The organism is Nocardia asteroides (genome assembly GCA_019930625.1).
GTDB lineage: Bacteria > Actinomycetota > Actinomycetes > Mycobacteriales > Mycobacteriaceae > Nocardia > Nocardia sputi.
In genome coordinates, this window is record CP082844.1 from 2,341,097 (window position 1) to 2,359,982 (window position 18,886).

General features: G+C 69.0%; 20 protein-coding genes and 1 tRNA gene. 10 read left to right on the forward strand and 11 right to left on the reverse strand.

Annotated features, from left to right (window positions below; all coding sequences use genetic code 11):
- Positions 1 to 147 precede the first annotated feature (147 nt).
- Entirely contained in the window at positions 148 to 606 is a 459-nt protein-coding gene (locus K8O92_10585) for a hypothetical protein (GenBank protein ID UAK34268.1), read from the forward strand.
- Between the two features lie 48 nt (positions 607 to 654).
- Here the strand turns inward: K8O92_10585 and K8O92_10590 are convergent, their stop codons facing one another.
- From K8O92_10590 to K8O92_10610, 5 genes are all read right to left on the reverse strand, one after another.
- Positions 655 to 1,380 carry an SDR family NAD(P)-dependent oxidoreductase gene (locus K8O92_10590; GenBank protein UAK34269.1) on the reverse strand — a complete coding sequence of 242 codons (726 nt, stop codon included), beginning with the start codon at positions 1,378 to 1,380 and terminating at the stop codon, positions 655 to 657.
- A gap of 159 nt (positions 1,381 to 1,539) precedes the next feature.
- Complete coding sequence (locus tag K8O92_10595; protein ID UAK34270.1) at positions 1,540 to 2,415, reverse strand: NAD(P)-dependent oxidoreductase; 876 nt, start codon at positions 2,413 to 2,415, stop codon at positions 1,540 to 1,542.
- A 319-nt stretch (positions 2,416 to 2,734) separates the two neighbouring features.
- Positions 2,735 to 2,808 (reverse strand) — tRNA-Pro (locus K8O92_10600).
- A 60-nt stretch (positions 2,809 to 2,868) separates the two neighbouring features.
- Positions 2,869 to 4,536, reverse strand: coding sequence for a hypothetical protein (locus K8O92_10605; GenBank protein ID UAK34271.1), 1,668 nt, complete (start codon positions 4,534 to 4,536; stop codon positions 2,869 to 2,871).
- Between the two features lie 38 nt (positions 4,537 to 4,574).
- Positions 4,575 to 5,537: a metallophosphoesterase gene (locus K8O92_10610; protein UAK34272.1), complete on the reverse strand. Its 963-nt coding sequence runs from the start codon at positions 5,535 to 5,537 to the stop codon at positions 4,575 to 4,577.
- A gap of 132 nt (positions 5,538 to 5,669) precedes the next feature.
- Between K8O92_10610 and K8O92_10615 the strand changes: the two genes are divergently transcribed.
- Complete coding sequence (locus K8O92_10615; GenBank protein UAK34273.1) at positions 5,670 to 6,134, forward strand: GatB/YqeY domain-containing protein; 465 nt, start codon at positions 5,670 to 5,672, stop codon at positions 6,132 to 6,134.
- Between the two features lie 55 nt (positions 6,135 to 6,189).
- Here K8O92_10615 and K8O92_10620 read toward each other — a convergent pair whose 3' ends face one another.
- On the reverse strand, positions 6,190 to 8,559 hold the full coding sequence (locus K8O92_10620; protein ID UAK34274.1) for a penicillin-binding protein: 2,370 nt from the start codon (positions 8,557 to 8,559) through the stop codon (positions 6,190 to 6,192).
- Between the two features lie 367 nt (positions 8,560 to 8,926).
- On the opposite strand from K8O92_10620, the gene K8O92_10625 reads away from it, so the two are divergent.
- Positions 8,927 to 9,250: a WhiB family transcriptional regulator gene (locus K8O92_10625; GenBank protein UAK34275.1), complete on the forward strand. Its 324-nt coding sequence runs from the start codon at positions 8,927 to 8,929 to the stop codon at positions 9,248 to 9,250.
- Between the two features lie 114 nt (positions 9,251 to 9,364).
- Here the strand turns inward: K8O92_10625 and K8O92_10630 are convergent, their stop codons facing one another.
- Entirely contained in the window at positions 9,365 to 10,504 is a 1,140-nt protein-coding gene (locus K8O92_10630) for an ArsA family ATPase (GenBank protein UAK34276.1), read from the reverse strand.
- Positions 10,501 to 11,520 carry an ATPase gene (locus tag K8O92_10635; GenBank protein ID UAK35601.1) on the reverse strand — a complete coding sequence of 340 codons (1,020 nt, stop codon included), beginning with the start codon at positions 11,518 to 11,520 and terminating at the stop codon, positions 10,501 to 10,503. The genes K8O92_10630 and K8O92_10635 overlap by 4 nt, the downstream gene beginning before the upstream one ends.
- Before the next feature lie 194 nt (positions 11,521 to 11,714).
- Here K8O92_10635 and K8O92_10640 point away from each other — a divergent pair, with 194 nt between their 5' ends.
- Genes K8O92_10640 through K8O92_10650 form a run of 3 tightly spaced genes read left to right on the forward strand, consistent with a single transcriptional unit; the run spans position 11,715 to position 13,182 of the window.
- The gene (locus tag K8O92_10640; GenBank protein UAK34277.1) at positions 11,715 to 11,876 is read left to right on the forward strand and encodes a DUF4177 domain-containing protein; all 162 of its coding nucleotides are present in this window, start codon (positions 11,715 to 11,717) and stop codon (positions 11,874 to 11,876) included.
- A 17-nt stretch (positions 11,877 to 11,893) separates the two neighbouring features.
- The gene (locus K8O92_10645) at positions 11,894 to 12,352 is read left to right on the forward strand and encodes a RidA family protein (GenBank protein UAK34278.1); all 459 of its coding nucleotides are present in this window, start codon (positions 11,894 to 11,896) and stop codon (positions 12,350 to 12,352) included.
- Positions 12,353 to 12,390: 38 nt separating this feature from the next.
- Positions 12,391 to 13,182 carry an MBL fold metallo-hydrolase gene (locus K8O92_10650; GenBank protein UAK34279.1) on the forward strand — a complete coding sequence of 264 codons (792 nt, stop codon included), beginning with the start codon at positions 12,391 to 12,393 and terminating at the stop codon, positions 13,180 to 13,182.
- A 65-nt stretch (positions 13,183 to 13,247) separates the two neighbouring features.
- On the opposite strand, the gene K8O92_10655 is transcribed toward K8O92_10650, so the two are convergent.
- Together K8O92_10655 and K8O92_10660 are read right to left on the reverse strand one after the other, a co-directional pair.
- The gene (locus K8O92_10655; protein ID UAK34280.1) at positions 13,248 to 13,922 is read right to left on the reverse strand and encodes a Crp/Fnr family transcriptional regulator; all 675 of its coding nucleotides are present in this window, start codon (positions 13,920 to 13,922) and stop codon (positions 13,248 to 13,250) included.
- Between the two features lie 133 nt (positions 13,923 to 14,055).
- On the reverse strand, positions 14,056 to 14,283 hold the full coding sequence (locus tag K8O92_10660; protein ID UAK35602.1) for a hypothetical protein: 228 nt from the start codon (positions 14,281 to 14,283) through the stop codon (positions 14,056 to 14,058).
- A gap of 259 nt (positions 14,284 to 14,542) precedes the next feature.
- On the opposite strand from K8O92_10660, the gene nth reads away from it, so the two are divergent.
- The 4 genes from nth to K8O92_10680 all read left to right on the forward strand — a co-directional run bounded on the left by nth (position 14,543) and on the right by K8O92_10680 (position 17,859).
- Entirely contained in the window at positions 14,543 to 15,223 is a 681-nt protein-coding gene (gene nth / locus K8O92_10665; protein UAK35603.1) for an endonuclease III, read from the forward strand.
- Positions 15,224 to 15,291: 68 nt separating this feature from the next.
- Positions 15,292 to 15,867, forward strand: coding sequence for a TlpA family protein disulfide reductase (locus K8O92_10670; GenBank protein UAK35604.1), 576 nt, complete (start codon positions 15,292 to 15,294; stop codon positions 15,865 to 15,867).
- An 85-nt stretch (positions 15,868 to 15,952) separates the two neighbouring features.
- The gene (locus tag K8O92_10675; GenBank protein ID UAK34281.1) at positions 15,953 to 16,669 is read left to right on the forward strand and encodes a CoA pyrophosphatase; all 717 of its coding nucleotides are present in this window, start codon (positions 15,953 to 15,955) and stop codon (positions 16,667 to 16,669) included.
- Positions 16,666 to 17,859: a MarP family serine protease gene (locus K8O92_10680; protein UAK34282.1), complete on the forward strand. Its 1,194-nt coding sequence runs from the start codon at positions 16,666 to 16,668 to the stop codon at positions 17,857 to 17,859. The genes K8O92_10675 and K8O92_10680 overlap by 4 nt, the downstream gene beginning before the upstream one ends.
- Positions 17,860 to 17,909: 50 nt before the next feature.
- Here the strand turns inward: K8O92_10680 and K8O92_10685 are convergent, their stop codons facing one another.
- The gene (locus K8O92_10685) at positions 17,910 to 18,845 is read right to left on the reverse strand and encodes an alpha/beta hydrolase (protein ID UAK34283.1); all 936 of its coding nucleotides are present in this window, start codon (positions 18,843 to 18,845) and stop codon (positions 17,910 to 17,912) included.
- Positions 18,846 to 18,886 lie beyond the last annotated feature (41 nt).

Here is an 18,886-nt window from a genome sequence, read left to right on the forward strand (position 1 = left end):
CGGAGGTTATCGCCGCGTTAGGGTCTGCTCACCGCGCAGGTCGCAGCGCTGTGCCCGGCGGGGCGGGGCGCCGCGAAACGGAATCCGGTGCCGGACCGACAGAGTTGTCGAACCGGTCATCGATCAGTGAAGCACCAAGGAGACGGTATGAAGCGCAGCACGAAGTTCGCCGGAGCACTCGCCGCCGTGGCAGTCGCGCCGGTCATCGCGGCCGGTAACGCGCAAGCCGACCCCGGCACGGTCTACTTCGCTACGGGCAGCACGAACTGCGCCATTTTCGGGAACGGCTCCGTCGGGTGTGATTTCGGTTATCCCCTGCACCTGAGCTACTACGTCGGCAACACCTACATTCCGGTGCCGGTGCGCGTCAGCGAGATGGTGATCGACCAGCCCTGGCTGCCCGCGCATCCCACCTTCGACCCGGGCACGCCCTACACGCTGCCGGGCGGCAATCCCAGCATCCACGACGTGAAGACCGGCTCGGGGCAGTGGGGTCCGATCATCGAGCACGCGGGAGTGTCCTGCCAGGTCGGCTTCCACGGGAGCTTCGGCTGTACGGCGATGGGCCGCGGGTTCACTTCCTACGGCGGTACGGTCACGGCGTGATCGTGTGCCTACGCGCCCGCTGTCGGCGGCGGGCGCGTAGGCGGGGGTCTATCGCGGCGAGCCGGTCTCGTTGATCCGGATGACTTGCGCGTTCACGGTGCTCGCCCCGTCTCCGGCCAGGTAGGCGACCACCGCCGCCGGATCGGCCGGGCTCAGCGCGGCGAGTGCGGTCTCGAGTTCCGCGTTGTCGGTCGTGCCGACGCCGTAGCTGACCGTGTTGACGGTGATCCGCCGCGGCACGAAGTCCGGGGCCACGGCCTGGCCGAGTTGCTCGACCGCGCCGCGCGTCGCGTCGTGCACCGCGCCGCCCGGGTCAGCGGGATCACAGACGTTGATGATCCGGCCTTCGTCGGCCAGGTGCTGCGAGGCCAGCTGCAAGCCGTGGAACACGCCCTTCACCGTCGCCGCGAAGCCGCTGTCGAATGCTTCCGAGGTGAGCTTCGGGAACGGCTCGGACTCCGGCACCGCCGCGGTGTTGACCAGCACGTGCCAGCCGCCGCATTCATCGAGCAGCGCCTGCACCAGCTCCTCGTACTCGCCGCGATCGGCGACGTCCGCCGCGAGGGCCAGCGCCTTGCCGCCGGCTTCGGTGATCTCGCCGACCACCTCCGCGGCAGGCTCCGGGAAGTGTGGATGGTGAATCACTACCACAGCGCCTTGCGCGGCAAGCGTTTTCGCGATCGACCTGCCGATTCCGGTGTAGGCCGCCGTAACCAGCGCGGTTTTCCCGGACAGCGGTTTGTCCGCGGGCAGGCTATCGACGGGCTTGCTCATCTGCCGACCTTTCGTCGATTGCGGGGAATCCTGTTTCAGCGATGGTATTCCCGCTCACGGACCGATGACCCCTCCGGACGACCATTGATCCTCTTCGTGTCGTCGGTACTTTATCGGCTTCGAGAGCAGAACCGGCGGCCGCGATCGCCGCCGTATTGCCTACGCGTCGACGAAAAGGTCGTTGGCCAGCGCACCGTCACCGGGAACCACGCGGTAACGGTCCAGATCGGTGATGCCGTTGGCAGTGAGGACGTCCTCATCGAGCAGAAGCTGACCGGTATGTGTCGCGGCGGGGCTGGTCACCATGAGCAGGGCGGCGTCGGCGCAGATGTGGGCGGTGCGGGACGCGGCGACGGCTTCCTCGCCGCCGAGCAGGTTGCGCACCGCGGCGGTGTCGATCTTCGTGCGTGGCCACAGCGAGTTGACGGCGATGCCGTATGGCCGGAATTCCTGCGCCAAACCAATGGTGGCGATGCTGACACCGTATTTGGAGACGGTGTAGGCGACGCCGTTGCCGACCCATTCGGGATTCATGTTGAGCGGCGGGGAGAGCGTGACGATATGCGGGTTCCGACCGGCCCCGGCCGAGACGCGCAGATGCGGGAGAGCCAGCTTCGACAGCAGGAACGGGGCGCGAAGGTTCACGGCTTGCATGTGGTCGTAGCGCTGCATGCCGATCTGCTCGGCGTTGGTCAGATCGACCGATCCGGCGTTGTTGACCAGGATGTCGATGCCGCCGAACCGGTCGACGACCTGGTCGACCACCTCGGTCATCGCCCTGTCGTCGCGGACGTCCGCCACCAGCGGCAGTACGTCGCCGCCGGCGGCCTCGACCCGAGCCGCGGCGGTGTGGATGGTGCCGGGCAGTTTTGGGTGCGGCTCCTGCGTGCGGGCGACCATCGCGACGTTCGCGCCCTCCGCCGCGAACCTGAGCGCGATCGCCAGGCCGATACCTCGGCTGGCGCCGGTGATCACGGCGGTCTTGCCGGTGAGCAGACCCTCGACTGCGGCGGATGGACGGCTGGGTCCGTTCATAGCTGTTGCTGCCCTTCGGTTCTGGGTCGATCGTGCTCCGAGGCTAACCGGCGTTCAAGGGAAGCGGGAGCGGTTCGGCGGCCACAGCGGCGGCCGGTCTGCACCGGTCGATCCACGCCGCGCGGAGTGCCGCGAGTTCGCTGCCTCCGGACCGTCCGTCCACAGAAGGGCTCCGATGGCGTCCTGGTGAGCTGATTCCGGGCTGATGCTGCCTTTTCGCTCCCTACCGGCATCGGCATCACTCCGGGGGTCCCTGGCAACGGAGAGGCCCCTGACCATGCGTACTGGTCAGGGGCCTTCCCGTCGTCTCAACCACGAGTCGGGGTGACAGGATTTGAACCTGCGACCTCTTCGTCCCGAACGAAGCGCGCTACCAAGCTGCGCCACACCCCGTGATGCGAACCTGGAGTAGCTTACAACAGGGGGACGCGAGACGTTAAACCGGCAGGTCAGTCAGCCTGCGAGGGGGCGGATGCTGGTGAAGATGCGCTTGGCGGTCTCGGCGTCGAGTGCGTTCGGGACGCCGGTGTCGGCGGCGATCACCATGACGAAGGTGCCGTTGTCGTTGGGGAACGCGGCGGTGTAGACGGAGTACGCCTTCGCGCAACCCGGCTTGGCGTCGGCGACGGTGCCTTTGGTTTCCACGAACATGCCGTGCTGGGATCCGTCCAGCGACGCCAACGGCATGGGCAGGCCCGGTGTGCCGCCGGGCGTGGCCTTGTAGGCGAGCGTGGCGGTCCGCGTGCCGAGCTCGGTTGCCGCTCGACCCGGGTCGGAGGTGTCGGAGCCGGTGAGGAAAGCGACGGTTCGCGTGGAGCCGGGGCAGTAGCCCTTGCCTTCGCTGGCCAAGCCCTTACCCACGACGGCGTTCGGCGGTTCACCGAAGCCGCCGATGGTGTTCTGCGGGGCGATCGTCCAGTCGGCGGGCACGTCGTAGGCAGCGCCGCTGTCGGGCGCTCGTACGACCTGGTAGCCGGGTATGAGCGGGGTTTTGTCGCCTTGCCCCCGCGCGGTCGTCGTCGGGGCTGGTTTGGTCGTCGTCGTCCGGGCGGGCGAGTTCGCCGTAGTGGTGAGCGCGTTCACCATCGAGGGCGAGCCGGCCTGTGCGGGATCGTCTGTCTTCATAGTGGTCAAGGCCACCGCGCCGGCGACGAGACCCGCCACCAGCAGTACGGCCAGACCGGCCGACAGAACGATCTTCCCCTTGCCGCTCCCGCCCGTACGGTTCGGCTGTGGCGGCGGTCCGCCGGAGCCGTCATGGGGGCCGTAGGGCTGATACCGACCACCTGGCGCGGCGCCGTACTGCCCCGGTCCTCCCGGTGGTTGCCACTGCAAGGTCTGCGCCGGTCGGCCGAACCGGTCGGCGCTCGGATAGCCGAGCAGGGTCGGCGCGGCGTCGCCGGGACTCGGCCCCTGCCCCCCGAACGGAGCGGGCTGGTCGAGCGCGCCGAGCGGCTGCCCGAGCATGGTCGGATCGTCGCGCCCGGGCGCGACGGGAGTCGGCTCGGACTGCGGCGGCCACTGCCCGGCCGGTCGGAGAGACGGGCGGAGCACGGTCGGGTCGTCGCGTCCGGGCTGCGGGCCGTCCAGGTACTGGGAGAGCATGGTCGGATCGGCCTGTCCGGAAGTGTTCGACGCCGGACCACCTGCCCATGACGTGGCGGGGTCACTCTGCCCGCCGGGTCGCCACTGAAGGGTGGGCGCGGTCTCGTCGTTCGGTGGCCACTGCATGGTGGGGTCGGGCTGCCGAGGATGAGACGGCGCGCCTCCGGCTTCCGGCTGCCACCGGGACGTCGGGGCATGCTCGTTCGGATCCATAGGACGCTGCCCCGCATCATGGCCGGAGGATTGTTCCTGCCCACCACGCTGCCAGGGCGTGACAGCGGGGTGCGGGGGTTCGTCGTACCCGCCCGGCTGCCACTGCGACGACGGTGGCGGGACGTCGGATCGGTCCGGTGCGATCGGAGGCGTCACGAGGTTCGGCCGCCACGTGGCATCGGCGTCGTCCGGGGTGGGTACGGGCACGAGATGCGGGCGGTCGATGGGTTGCTGCCCTGCCGTGGGTGGCCCGGCGGGCCGCCCCGGGTCCGTCGGGCCGCGCCGGTCGTCGAATCCACTCACAGTTGTCCCCTACCTGCCACACGTCTCGGCAGGGGACCTTAGCGGGCCACGGCCTCCGATGCCGACACACCGTGGCCCGTGTCGGCCACCGGCCGCTTCGGAGGCGCGGCCACCAGCGTCAACAAGGTCGCCTCCGGGCGGCAGCAGAATCGGTACGGCGCCCACGGGGAGGTGCCGACGCCCGCGGAGACGTGCAGCTGGGTGTGCGCACCCCACTTCGACGGACCCTTCACCCGGGACCGGTCGATCCCGCAGTTGGTGACCAGTGCGCCGTAGCCGGGCAGGCACAGCTGGCCGCCGTGGGTGTGCCCGGCCAGCACCAGGTCGTAGCCGTCCTCGGCGAAGCGATCCAGCACTCGGGGCTCGGGGGAGTGGGTGAGGCCGATCCGCAGATCGGCCAGCGGGTTCGGGGCGCCCGCGACGGTGTCGTAGCGGTCGCGTTGCAAGTGCGGATCATCGACACCGGCGGTGGCGATGCGGATGCCCGCCACCTCCAGATCGCGGCGCACGTGCGTGAGATCGAGCCAACCGCGCTCGGTGAAGGCCGCGCGCAGGTCTTTCCAGGGCAGCGGCGCGCCGTAGGTGCGGCGGTGATCCTTCTTGAAGTACTTCAGCGGGTTCTTCGCCACCGGCGCGAAGTAATCGTTGCTGCCGAAAACGAAAAGGCCTGGGCGGGAGAGCAATCCGCCGAGGGCCTGGACCACCGCGGGCACCGACTTCTGGTGCGAGAGGTTGTCGCCGGTGTTGACCACCAGGTCGGGTTCCAGCCGGTCCAGCTCCCGCAGCCACTGCTGCTTGAGCTTCTGCCCCGGCATCATGTGCAGGTCACTGAGGTGGAGCATCCGCAGCGACGACGACCCCGGCGCCAGCACGGGCATGGTCGCCTCCCGTAGGACGAAGGCGTTGCGTTCGACCAGCGAGGCGTAGCCGATTCCGGCCACCGCGGCCCCGGCGGCTCCCAGCGCGGTCGTGCGGACAGCAGAGGTCGAGATCACGGGCATTTGCCCAGCATAGGTGACCTCACGCGGGAGCGCCGAGTGTGTTTACGCACAAGCGCCCCGTTCGCGGCGGGAATTCGCGCGACGCGGCAAATGTAGTGGGACCGCCGCGCCGCAGCGGCTACCGTGAGCGGCATGTCGGAACTCAAATCGCAGCTGCGCGCGGACTTGACCGCCGCGATGAAAGCCAAGGACACGCTGCGCCTTTCCACATTGCGGATGCTGCTGTCGGCGATCCAGACCGCTGAGGTCGCCGGCGCTCAGGCGCGTGAACTCACCGACGCCGAGGTCGTCTCCGTGCTGCAGAAGGAGGCGAAGAAGCGCAACGAATCCGCCGAGGTCTACACGCAGGCCGGGCGCGGCGAACTGGCGGCGAACGAGCATGCCGAGTCGCGCATCATCGAAGAGTATCTGCCCACCCAGCTGACCGACGCCGAGGTGGCCGATCTCGCCGACACCGCCATCGCGCAGGTCGCCGAGGAGATCGGTGAGCGTCCCGGGATGCGCCAGATGGGCCAGGTCATGAAGATCGCCACCGGGCTCGCCGCGGGCAAGGCCGACGGCTCACGCGTTTCGGCCGCAGTGAAAGCGCGGCTGTAGGACAACAGCGAGAAAGGGGCCGCGAACCATGTGGTTCGCGGCCCCTTTCTCATGCTCAGCGCGGAATCGGGATCGGGATCGGGATCGGTGGCAGCCGCGGCGGTAGCGGCAGCCCCGGCAATCCCGGCGGCGGTGGCGGCGGGCCCGGCGGCGGCGCGGCCCGGACGGTGCCGTCGCTGATGTACAGCGTGATCACCGAGCCGGGAATCGCCGACCCGTTCGGCGCGGTACCCATCACGGTGCCCTTGGGACGATCGCCCGCGCCGGTCACCGGCGACACCTGGAAGCCCGCCGCGACCAGCTTGGCGGTCGCCTCACCCTGGGGCATGCCGACGACGTCGGGCACCTGGGCGTTGTTCGCGCCGCGCACGTACTTGTCGTCCAGCGGCGGCAGTGCGGGCGGCGGGAACAGCGGTATCACCGGTTTGACCGCGTTGAACCAGGTGCGCGCCGGTTCGTTACCGCCGAACAGGTTGCCGTCGCCGCAGTTGCGCAGCGGGAAGGAGCAGATCTCACCGGGAGTCGGGCTGTCACCGTAGACGTACACCGCGGCGGCGAGGGAGTTGGTGAACCCGAGGAAGGCCGAGGAGCGGTGACTCTCGGTGGTACCGGTCTTGCCCGCCATCGGAAGGTTCCAGCCCACCGACTGGGCCGCGGCCGCCGCCGTACCCGAGGTGTCGTCCTTGCTCATGGCGTTGGCGAGGGTGTTCGCCAGACCGGGCTCGACGACCTGTTCGCAAGCCTGCTGCGTCAGCGGCACCTGCTTGCCCTGGCGGTCGATGACCTCCTTGATCGGGTTCGGCGGGCACCATCGGCCGCCGGAACCCAGCGTCGCGGCGACGTTGGACAGCTCGAGCGGGTTGATCGCGACCGGGCCCAGGGTGAACGAGCCGAGGTTCTGGTCCTTGATCATGTCGGCCAGGCTCTGGTTGCCGTGGCCCGAGCTGCCCGCTTCGGTGAACGAGCGCATACCGAGCCGGACCGCCATGTCCACGGTCGGGGTGACGCCGACGGCCTGGATCAGCTTGACGAAGGCGGTGTTCGGCGAGGTGGCCAGCGCTTCGGTCACCGACATGGGCGACTTGTACCGGCCCGCGTTCTCGACGCAGTAGGTGGCGGGCGGGCATCCGCGCGCACCACCGTTACCCATGCCCTTGGCCTCGAACCGGCCGGGCACCTCCAGCTGGGCGTCGATGCCGAGCCCTTTTTCCATGGCCGCGGCGGTCGTGAACACCTTGAAGATCGAGCCCGCGCCGTCACCGACCATCGAGTACGGCTGCGGCTGTACGGTCTCGCTCGCGTCCCGGTTGAGGCCGTAGGTGCGACTGCTGGCCATCGCGAGCACCGGATGCGAGTCCTGCCCCGGCGCGACCACGGACATGACCTCGGCGATGTTGTCCAGATCGGGGTTCGCCGCGTCGGTCACCGCTCGCTTCACCGAGTCCTGCACGGCCGGGTCGAGGGTCGTCCTGATCAGGTAGCCGCCCTTTTCGATCTGCTCGCGACTGATGCCCGAATTGGCCAGATACTGCAGCGCGTAGTCGCAGAAGAAGCCACGGTCGTTGGCCGCGATGCAGCCGCGCGGCAGGCCCTTGGGCTCCGGCAGCACGCCCAGCGGCTTGGTCTTGGCCTCGCGGAACTCCTCGGCGCGGCTGGGGATGTTCTGGATCATCGTGTCCAGCACCGTGTTGCGCCTGGCCAGCACGCCGTCCGGGTTGGTGTAGGGATTGAGCTTGGACGAGCTCTGCACCATGCCCGCCAGCATCGCGGCCTGCGACACGTTCAGCTCGGCCGCGTCGATGCCGAAGTAGGTCTTCGCGGCGTCCTGGATGCCGTAGGAGGAGTTACCGAACGGGACCAGGTTGAGGTACCTGGTCAAGATCTCGTCCTTGGTCAGCTCGCGGTCCAGCGTCAGGGCCATCCGGATCTCCCGGATCTTGCGGGCCGGAGTGGTCTCGATGGCGGCCCGGCGCTCGGCGTCGGTCTTGGCGACCACCAGCAGCTGGAAATTCTTCACATACTGCTGATCCAGTGTCGAGGCGCCTTGCTGGACCTCGCCGCTGGTGGTGTTGGTGAGGAATGCGCGCAGCGTGCCCTGCCAGTCGACGCCCTCGTGCTCGGCGAAGCGGCGGTCCTCGATGGACACGATCGCCAGTTTCATGTCGTTGGAGATCCGGTCGCTGGGGACCTCGAATCGGCGCTGCTCGTACAGCCAGGCGATCGGATTGCCCGCCGCGTCGACCATGGTCGAGACCGCGGGCACCGTTCCCTCGACCAGCTCCGCGGAGACGTTGTCGACGGCGTCGGCGGCACGGTTGGAGACGAACCCGAAGCCGCCGGCGAGCGGGAACAACAACCCGGCGACGAGCACGGAGGCCAGCACGCAGCTGCCGGCCAGCCGCGCGAGCGTATGTGTGATCGGCACGAAACAAGACTACGGGTTGCCATTCGAGCGTTCTTGGCGGCGTTTGTCCGGAGCCCGGAACTGCTTGTTCGCGAACCGGAATGGGCGTGTCGCGCGATCGCGCTCGGCGTGTCGCACGACGGCCCGTGGGCAATCTGCCTGCCCGTCCAGTGCGGGCCCGGCTTTGCAGGGACGGACGTACCAAAAAATCTCGAGGTGGTCTTGCGCAAGCGCCATACCTTTACCTAGATTGAGAACCCAGTGTGATAGAGCTAACACTCAAAGTGGAATGTGGTGCACTTCGCAGCGGGGTTTGGGTGCTGCGTGGTGACAACGCGATTCTGGAGCGCCGTTGACCCGGTGTTCGGACTGCAAAGGGGCACACCAAATGCACATGACAACCCCCATCGCTCGATTGGACGTGGAGCAGGCCGAAGCAAGGATCGCCTGGGTAGCCCAGGCCCGATGCAAGGAAGTGGATCCCGATCAGTTGTTCGTCCGCGGCGCGGCGCAGCGCAAAGCGGCGACGATCTGCAGGCACTGCCCAGTGCTCATGCAGTGCGGTGCCGACGCGCTCGACAACCGCGTCGAGTTCGGTGTGTGGGGCGGCATGACGGAGCGGCAGCGCCGCGCCCTGTTGAAGCAGCATCCGGAAGTGACCTCGTGGGCCGATTTCTTCCAGGCCCAGCGTCAGCATCAAGTGGCGATGTAGGTCGATGGAGGTCGATGTAGACCGGCAAAACCGAAACGGAGCCCGCGCGAGCGGGCTCAGTTTCGTTTCAGGACCACTATTTTCGTTCGGAGCAATAGCGGATTCGCCTAAGTATCAGGCGGTCGCGCGGGTCGTGCCGGTGAGCTGATCGCCGACGACGCGTAGCGCGTCGAGGTCGGACACCTCGAACGGAAGCGCGGTGACCGAGACGATCGGCACGCGCGGGTGCGCGCCCGTGAAGCGGTGGAGCAGGTGTTGCTCCCGCTTGTCGGTGGCGACCCGGCGGGCGTGCACACGCAGCACCGCCGCGGTGAGCGGATCGGAGTCCGCCACCTGGTCGGCGGCGGTGAGGGCGTGATCGGCCGGCAGCGTGCTCAGCACCGGATGCGTGCGGTTGAGCACCAGACCCGCCAGCGGCATTCTCTCGGTCGAGAGGCGATCGACGAAGAACGAGGCCTCCCGCAGCGCGTCCGGTTCCGGCGCCGCCACCACGAGAAAGTGCGTGCCCGGCTTCGACAGCATCGCGAAGGTCCGCTCCGCCCGTTCCTGGAAGCCACCGAACAGCGACTCCAGCGATTGCAGGAAGTTGGACGCGTCCTTGAGCATCTGACCACCGACGACGGTGGACACACCACGCACCGCCAAGCTCATCGCGCCGGTCACCAACCGGGTGACGCCGCGGCCGGGAGCCATGATCACCCGGATCATCCGGCCGTTGAGGAAATTGCCCAGTCGCTTGGGAGCGTCCAGGAAGTCGAGGGCATTGCGCGAGGGCGGGGTGTCGACCACGATCAGGTCCCACTCGCCTCGGTGGGCCAGCTGGCCCAGCTTCTCCATCGCCATGTATTCCTGTGTGCCGCCGAAGGAGGAAGCGACCGTCTGATAGAAGGGGTTGGCGAAGATCTGCTCCGCCTTCTCCCCGCTGGTGTGCTCGAGCACCATGTCGTCGAACGTGCGGCGCATGTTGAGCATCATCGCGTACAACTCGCCCTCGGCCTCGGGACCCAGCGCCACCCGTTGGGGGTTGTTGCCCAGGTCGGCGACGCCCAGTGACTGGGCCAGCCTGCGCGCGGGGTCGATGGTGAGCACCACGACCTTGCGTCCCTGCTCGGCGGCGCGCAGCGCGATGGCGGCGGCGGTGGTCGTCTTGCCGACGCCACCGGAGCCGCAGCAGACCACCACGCGGGCGGAGGGGTCGGCCAGGATCCGCGAAACATCGAGCGAGGCAGCCGGGGGGTGGGTCGGCGTGCTCATCGGACTCCCTGTGCGGTGAGGCGTTCGGCTAGTTCGTAGAGTCCGCCCAGATCCATTCCGTCGGGAAGGGCGGGCAGGTAGAGCCGGGAGATGTCGACCTTGGCCAGTTCCTCGGCGCTGTCGTCCTGTGCTTGCAGAGTGGCGGAGTGCTCGAACGTCTCGGTGAGCAGGCCCTGGAAATCGCTGTCGGAGAGGTCGATCCCCGCGGCGGCCAAGCCCGCGCGGACGGCGTCGGCGTCCAGCTCACCCCGAGCGGCCCGGGCGCGCAGGTCCGCTGGGAGCTGGCCTTCGGTCGCCCGGTTCACGATGACGGTGCCGATGCGTAGGTCGGCGGCGGTGAGCTCGGCGATGGCGTCCGTGGTTTCCTGCACCGGCAGCGCTTCCAGCAGCGTGACCAGATGAATCATGGTCTGGTCGGAGTGCAGCAGTTTGGACACGCCCTCGGCCTGCGAGGCGATCGGCCCGCCTTTGGCTACTTCGGCCATCGCCTTGGTGACGTCGAGGAACCCGGCGATCCGGCCGGTGGGCGGGGCGTCGACCACGATTTCGTCGTAGACCCGCCTGCCGGACTTGTCCACGCGAACCGCGCATTCCTTGATCTTGCCGGTCAGGATGACGTCGCGTAGACCGGGCGCGATCGTGGTGACGAACTCGATGGCGCCCATCCTGCGCATCGCCCGCCCCGCGAAGCCGAGGTTGTAGAACATGTCGAGGTATTCGAGAAACGCGTGCTCGATGTCCAGCGCCAGTGCGACCACCTCACCGCCGCCGTCCGCGGTGGCGATTCGTGTCTCGGTCGGTGGCAGCGGCGGCAGGTCGAACAGCTGCGCGATCGATTGTCTGCTCTCCACCTCGACCAACAGCACGCGCCGTCCGCCCGCGGCGAGCGCCAGGGCCAGGGCCCCGGCCACCGTCGACTTGCCCGTGCCTCCCTTGCCGGAGACGTAGTGCAAGCGGGCCTGCTCAGCGCGCTTCGGCCACCTTGTGTCCAGTCCCGGCTCCGCCGAAAGCGGCACTGCTGTTGGTACTCCCACGATCGCGAGCCTATAACTCGTTACCCGATGCCGTCCGAGGGCTCCAGCTACTCCCCGGTCCCGGCGCGCCGCTGTACCAGACAGAATCCGGCTCCCACCTGTGCCTCCTGCCACACGAGGGCCGCGAACACGCCGCGACGCAGTCGCCGCAATTCAACAGAGCTACGCTCTCGCACATGAGTGATACGACCTTGTGGGAGTACGCGACCGTGCCGCTGCTGACGCACGCGACGAAGCAGATCCTCGACCAGTGGGGAGCCGACGGCTGGGAGCTGGTCACGGTGCTGCCCGGCCCGACCGGTGAGCAGCATGTCGCCTACCTCAAGCGGCCCAAGTAGAGAAGGAGGGTGACGCAGTGATCCAGTGGGAGAAAAATCTCGCCGAGCTCGGACTCACCCTGCCTCCGGTCGTGGCCCCGGTCGCGGCCTACATTCCCGCGATCCGTACCGGGTCGCTCGTCTACACCTCCGGCCAGCTGCCGTTCGTAGACGGTCGATTGTCCGCGGTCGGCAAGGTCGGCGCGGAGGTTTCGGTCGAGGCGGCCAAGGAGGCCGCGCGGTTGTGCGCGCTGAACGCGCTGGCGGCGGTGCACGACCTGGTCGGGCTGGACGCGGTGGTGCGGATCGTGAAGGTGGTCGGGTTCGTCGCATCGGCGCCGGGCTTCGGCGATCAGCCGGTGGTGATCAACGGCGCGTCGGAGTTCCTGGGGCAGGTCTTCGGTGACGCGGGCAAGCACGCGCGCTCGGCCGTCGGCGTCGCCGAACTTCCGCGCGACACCCCGGTCGAAGTCGAACTCATCGCCGAGGTGCGCTAGACCGGAACTACCGGCTCCATCTCTATCCGAGGTTTGCGATGACGTTGACACACCCCGCCTACGGGCAGCTCCGGCAGGTCACCGAAACGGCGGCGGTGCTGCTCGCCGACAATCCGGGGCGGATGACCCTGGAGGGAACCAACACCTGGATCCTTCGCGCCCCCGGACGGTCGGATTGTGTGGTCGTGGACCCGGGGCCGAAAGACAAAGCGCACAACGCCGCGATCACCGACGCCACCGGTGGCCGGATCGCCCTCACCTTGATCACCCACCGCCATCACGATCACACCGGCGGTATAGATCGGCTGGTCTCGCTGACCGGCACGCCGGTGCGAGCCAAGGATCCCGCCTTCCTGCGGGGCTCGGACGCCCGCCTCGAGGACGGTGAGGTGATCGAGGCGGCGGGCTTGCGGATCACCGTGCTGCACACGCCGGGCCACACCGCCGACTCGGTGAGTTTCCTCCTCGACGACGCGGTGCTGACCGGCGATACCATGCTCGGCGCGGGAACCACCGTGCTGGACTCCAGCGACGGTACCCTGGCCGACTATCTGTCCTCGCTGGACCGGCTGGTCGAGGCGGGCAAGGGCAAGGCGTTGCTGCCCGCCCACGGTCCGGATCACCCGGATCTGGAGCCGGTCGCCCGCTACTACATCGCTCATCGGCACGAGCGCCTCGATCAGGTGCGGGAGGCGCTGCGGACGCTCGGCCCGGATGCGGGTGCGATGGCGGTGGTGCGGCGGGTGTACTCGGACGTGGACAAGCGGCTGTGGCCTGCCGCGCGCAGTTCGGTGCAGGCTCAGCTGAATTACCTGCGCGCGCAGGGATAGCAGAACGACAGAACGCCGGGTTCAGTGGAGCGCTGAACCCGGCGTCGCCGTATAGGTTCCGTGCGTTACCGTGCGCGGCGCGCGAGGCGCTCGGAGTCGGAGATGAGCACGCTCTTGCCCTCCAGACGCAGCCAGCCGCGATGCGCGAAGTCGGCGAGCGCCTTGTTCACGGTCTCGCGGGAGGCGCCCACCAGTTGGGCGATCTCCTCCTGGGTCAGGTCGTGGGTGACCCGCAGCGCACCCGCCTCCTGGGTGCCGAAGCGCTGCGCGAGCTGCAGCAGCGCCTTGGCGACCCGGCCCGGGACGTCGGTGAAGATCAGGTCGGCCAGGTTGTTGTTGGTGCGGCGCAGGCGGCGGGCGAGAACGCGCAGCAGTTGCTCGGCGATCTCGGGCCGCTGATCGATCCAGGTCTTGAGGGCGTCGCGGTCCATCGTCACCGCGCGCACCTCGGTCACCGTGGTGGCGGTGGAGGTACGCGGGCCCGGGTCGAAGATCGACAGCTCGCCGAACATGTCGGACGGGCCCATGATGGTCAGCAGGTTCTCGCGGCCATCCGGCGAGCGGCGTCCGATCTTCACCTTGCCCGCCGTGATGATGTACAGCCGGTCGCCCGGCTCGCCCTCGTTGAAGATGACGTGGCCGCGCGGGAAATCCACCGGCTGAAGTTGCTTGGCGAGGGCGGCCACCGCAGTGGGCTCGACGCCCTGGAAGATGCCTGCTCTGGCGAGGGCCTCGTCCACGAATGTGCTCCTTATGGGAAATGGCTCTGTACTGGACCGAAGCGACTCGGCCAACAGCGCAGTCTACGCGGCGTCACTACAGCGTAGTGACGGACACCACGTAACGAGTGGATTGCGCGACGCTCGCGCCACGTCAGCTCGCGCGGGCCACGTCCAGCTCCTCGCCGCGAGAGCGACGCTTGCGCATCCGCGCCACAGCGGCAGGCAAACCGAGCTTCGTCAGCTCCTTCACCTCGGCATTGCTTGCCTTGTCCAGGTACTGCTGAACCTCTTCGTCGGGTTCGAGAAGCTTGCGGAGCCGGTTCTCGACCCGCTCCATACCCAGTGCGAACAGCATCAGCACCACTGGGAAGAGCACCACAGCGAGTCCTTGCATGACGAGCAGTAAACACCGTCGAGGTCTCAGATGGAACACGGCAACTGAACTGGAAGGGCAACGTTGTCCGGCGGTTCCGTATGGTGGACGCGTGCGCGTCTCCCCCTCCACCGCCGCCGGGAACGGGCTTCCGCCCGGCTCCGAGCCCTCCGAAACGCCGCCGGCCACCGCCGCGGCTCCGAAACGGAAAATCAGGGCGCGACAGGCGGAAACCCGGCTCGGGCTGGTCCGCCGCGCGCGCCGGATGAACCGCGAACTGGCGACCGCTTTCCCCGACGCGCACTGTGAGCTGGATTTCACCACACCGCTCGAATTGGCGGTGGCGACAATACTTTCCGCCCAGTGCACCGACGAGCGCGTGAATCTCACCACGCCCGCGTTGTTCGCCCGCTACCCGGACGCCCGCGCATACGCCGAGGCAAACCGCGCGGAGCTGGAGGAATACATCCGGCCCACCGGGTTCTTCCGGAACAAGGCCGCCTCGCTGATCGGCCTCGGCCAAGCACTGCTGGAGCAGTACGACGGTGAATTGCCTCACACCCTGACCGAGCTGGTGCGGTTGCCGGGCATCGGGCGCAAGACGGCCAACGTCATCCTCGGCAACGCGTTCGGGGTGCCCGGCATCACGGTCGACACTCATTTCGGCCGCCTGGTGCGCCGCTGGGGATGGACCGACGAGGAAGATCCGGTGAAGGTCGAGCACATCGTCGGCGCGCTGATCGAGCGCAAGGAATGGACGATGCTCTCCCACCGGGTGATCTTCCACGGCAGGCGCGTGTGCCATTCCCGCAAGCCCGCGTGCGGCGCGTGCGTCCTGGCCAAAGACTGCCCGTCGTTCGGGATCGGGCCGACCGATCCGGATGCGGCGGCCAAGCTGGTGAAAGGGCCGGAGCGGGAGCATCTGCTCGAGCTGGTGGGCCGGTGAGCCCGGAGCCCTCGGGCCGAAGGAGTGCGGGGCATGCGTGGCGGTGGGCACTGGCCGGTCTGATCGTGGTGGTGGCGCTGGCGGTCGCGGTGTGGCCGCGCGGCGACGACGACGAGACGACGGGGCGGCAGTCGCCTCCCAGCACCTCCGGCGTTTCCGATGACGTGCGCGCCGCTGCCGGTCTGCCCGCCTGCCCGAGCGGCGCCGCCACCGGAACCGGTCCGCTGGCCGGGATGACTCTGGACTGCCTGGCGGACGGCAGGCCCGTAGACCTGGCCGCCGCGCTGGCGGGCAAGCCCGCCCTGCTGAACCTGTGGGCCTACTGGTGCGCACCGTGCGCTGAGGAGTTGCCGTATTTGCAGCAATACGCGCGACGCGCCGGGAACGCGATTACCGTGCTGACCGTGCACAGCGACCCTGATGAGGCCAAGGCACTGTCGCGGCTGCGCGGACTGGAGGTTCAGTTGCCCTGCGTGCTCGACGCCGACGCGCGGGTACGCACGGCCGTCGGCGCTCCCGCGGTGTTACCGATCTCGGTGCTGGTGCGGGCCGACGGCTCGGTCGCCGACGTCGTGGTGCGGGCGTTCGACGGGGTGGATGACATCGCGAACACGGTGGCGGGCAAGCTCGGAGTGGCCGCATGACAACGCGGGTGGACGAATCGATGGTGGAGGTGACGGTGCGGGCGAGCACGCGGCTCGGTGGGCGAATGCGCGGGGGAGGTGTGCGATGAGCATCGAAATGCCGCCCGACATCCCGAAATGGCTGACACGCTCGGCCGAGCCGGTCGCCGACAGCGCTGACACCCTGACCATGGCGCGGGCGCTGCGCCGCGCCATGACCCTGACTTCGAAGCCGCGTCAAGCCGCGGTGCTCGTGCTGTTCGGCGGCTCGCCCGAGCCGGACCCGGCCGCACCCGGCGGATTGCCCGCCGACGCGGAAGTGCTGCTCACCCAGCGCGCCTCCACCATGCGCCAGCATCGCGGGCAGGTCGCCTTCCCCGGCGGTGCGGTGGACCCGGACGACGCCGGGCCGATAGACACCGCGCTGCGCGAGGCCTGCGAGGAGACCGGTCTCGACCGGTCCGGCGTGGAGCCGTACGCGGTGCTGCCGAAGCTGTTCGTGCCGCCGTCCCGTTTCGACGTTTCGCCGGTCCTCGCGTACTGGCGCACGCCGGGCGCGGTGCGGGTCGTCGATCAGGGCGAGACCGAGCGGGTCGTGCGCGTCCCGTTGGCGCAGCTGCTCGATCCCGCCAACCGCTTCCTGGTCCGCAGCACCCTCGGCTACCAGAGCCCGGCGTTCCAGGTGGACGGGATGCTGGTCTGGGGCCTGACCGGCGGGATCCTCGCCGGGATCAGCAAGGCCTCCGGTTGGGACCGCGAGTGGGACCACGACGACGTTCGTGATTTGGAGACCGCCTTGGCCGCCGTGGGGATGACGTTATGAGCTCATCGGCGTGGCTCGACATCGCCGTCGTGCTGCTCGCGCTGCTGGCCGCCTCCTCGGGGTGGCGGCAGGGCGCGGTGGCCTCGGCGCTGGCCTTTCTCGGCGTGGTGCTCGGCGCGGTCGCCGGCATCCTGATCGCGCCGCACATCCTGCTGCACGTCGACGAGGGCCGCACCAGGGTGCTCACCGGTGTGCTGCTCATCGTGGTGCTGGTGATCGTCGGTGAAGTCGCGGGCATGGTGCTGGGACGCGCCGCGCGCAGCGGCATGCGTCATCCGTTCACGCGCAGCGTGGACAGCGTGGTCGGCGCGGTGCTGCAGGCGGTCGCCGTGCTGGTCACCGCGTGGCTGCTGGCGCTGCCGCTGGCCACCTCCTCGCAGCCGGCCATCGCGACCGCGATCAACGGCTCGCGGGTGCTCGCCGACGTCAACGACGTCGCGCCGAACTGGCTGCGCAAACTGCCCAACGAGTTCTCCAAGCTGCTCAACACCTCCGGCCTGCCGGACGTGATCGGGCCGTTCGGGCGGGCGCCGATCGCGGCCGTCGAACCGCCGGATCCGAGCGTGCTGGCCAGCCCCGTCGCCGCGTCCCTGCAGCAGAGCGTGCTGCGCATCCGGGGCGTCGCGCCGAGTTGCCAGCGGGCGCTGGAAGGTTCGGGCTTCGTGATCGCGCCGGAGCGCGTGATGACCAACGCCCACGTCGTCGCGGGCACCACGAGCGTCGCGGTGGACACCCCGCGCGGCCCGCTGGACGCCAACGTCGTGCTGTTCGATCCGTCCAAGGACGTCGCGGTGCTCGCCGTGCCCGGTCTCACCGCCCCGGTGGTGCCGCGTGCGCCCGCACCCGCCCGCTCGGGTGACAGCGCGATCGTGCTCGGGTACCCGGGCGGCGGACCGTACACCGCGAGCGCGGCCCGGGTACGCGAGACGCTGGATCTCACCGGCCCGACCATCTACCGCAACGGCACCGTCGAGCGTGAGGTCTACACCGTTCGCGGCCAGGTCAGGGCGGGCAATTCCGGTGGCCCGCTGGTGGATACGGAAGGGCAGGTGCTCGGCGTTGTGTTCGGAGCCGCCGTCACCGACGACGACACCGGGTACGTGCTCACGCTGGCGGAGGTCCGCGCCCAGCTCGACGCGGCCGAACGAGTCGGCGCCCCGGTGGATACCGGCGCCTGCGTACTCAGCTGAATCGCTGGCCCTGGCCACGCATCCGCGTGGCCGGGGCGGGTGTCAGCGGCTCAGGCGAGAAGCTTGGCCAGCTCCGTGGTCACGGCGTCCGGGTTCTCCTGGTGAGCGAAGTGGCCCGCCGCCGGGATACCGGCCAGCCGCCGTTCCGGCGAGAGATGGAGGTCGCGGCGGAAGGTCCCCGGCAGCACATACGCGTCCAGCTCGCCGCGCATCGCCAGTACCGGAATGTGGATGGGTTCGCGCATGGTCGCCATGAACCGGCGGCCGTCCGGACGCCATTGACTGCGGAAGGCCCAGCGCTGGTATTCCAGCGCGCAATGCGCGGCCCCGGGAACGCGAATCGCCGACCGCATGCGTCGTGCGGTGTCGACGAACTCGGCGGTGCCCGCCCATCCCGCGCTCACCCGCTGCCGTAGCAGTCGTTCCACTTCGAAGCCGTCGGCGGTGGTCAGTAGATGCTCGCCGTAGCGGGGCAACTGGTAGCGAAGGAAGTTCGGCAGCCAGGCCGCGCGCTGGCGGCGGTTGCGCAGCACGGCGCTCTTGAGCGCCGACGGATGCGGCGAGCCGACCAGCGCGATGGAACGCACCAGTCGCGGATGCAGCACCGCGGTGGTCCAGCAGACCAATCCGCCTTCGGCGTGCCCGACCAGCGTCGCCTCGGTGTAGCCGAGCGCCCGGATGAGCCCGGCGACGTCACCGGCGAGCGTCCAGCCGTCGTAACCGCGCGGCGGCTTGTCGCTGTCGCCGTAGCCGCGCAGGTCGACGGCCACGCTTCGGTAGCCGAGCTCGGCCAGGCCGGTCAATTGGTGACGCCAGGACCACCAGAAGTCGGCGAAGCCGTGCAGCAGCACGACCAGCGGGGCATCGGAGCGCTCGGGCGCCGCGTCCACGACGTGGAATCGAATGCCGTTGGCGTGCACGTCCCGATGGGTCCACCGTCCGTCGTAACGGACGCTGGACGGATCCGGAAGCAAGTTCGCCGACACGCCGATCGAGCCTAGTAGCCGCCGTATCGGCTCGTGAACGC

Excerpts from the sequence above, each read along its gene's own strand:
- K8O92_10585 (UAK34268.1), top strand. The coding sequence starts at position 148 with ATGAAGCGCAGCACGAAGTTCGCCGGAGCACTCGCCGCCGTGGCAGTC.
- K8O92_10590 (UAK34269.1), bottom strand. The coding sequence starts at position 1,380 with ATGAGCAAGCCCGTCGATAGCCTGCCCGCGGACAAACCGCTGTCCGGG.
- K8O92_10595 (UAK34270.1), bottom strand. The coding sequence starts at position 2,415 with ATGAACGGACCCAGCCGTCCATCCGCCGCAGTCGAGGGTCTGCTCACC.
- K8O92_10610 (UAK34272.1), bottom strand. The coding sequence starts at position 5,537 with ATGCCCGTGATCTCGACCTCTGCTGTCCGCACGACCGCGCTGGGAGCC.
- K8O92_10615 (UAK34273.1), top strand. The coding sequence starts at position 5,670 with ATGTCGGAACTCAAATCGCAGCTGCGCGCGGACTTGACCGCCGCGATG.
- K8O92_10625 (UAK34275.1), top strand. The coding sequence starts at position 8,927 with ATGCACATGACAACCCCCATCGCTCGATTGGACGTGGAGCAGGCCGAA.
- K8O92_10630 (UAK34276.1), bottom strand. The coding sequence starts at position 10,504 with ATGAGCACGCCGACCCACCCCCCGGCTGCCTCGCTCGATGTTTCGCGG.
- K8O92_10640 (UAK34277.1), top strand. The coding sequence starts at position 11,715 with ATGAGTGATACGACCTTGTGGGAGTACGCGACCGTGCCGCTGCTGACG.
- K8O92_10650 (UAK34279.1), top strand. The coding sequence starts at position 12,391 with ATGACGTTGACACACCCCGCCTACGGGCAGCTCCGGCAGGTCACCGAA.
- nth (UAK35603.1), top strand. The coding sequence starts at position 14,543 with ATGAACCGCGAACTGGCGACCGCTTTCCCCGACGCGCACTGTGAGCTG.
- K8O92_10675 (UAK34281.1), top strand. The coding sequence starts at position 15,953 with ATGAGCATCGAAATGCCGCCCGACATCCCGAAATGGCTGACACGCTCG.
- K8O92_10680 (UAK34282.1), top strand. The coding sequence starts at position 16,666 with ATGAGCTCATCGGCGTGGCTCGACATCGCCGTCGTGCTGCTCGCGCTG.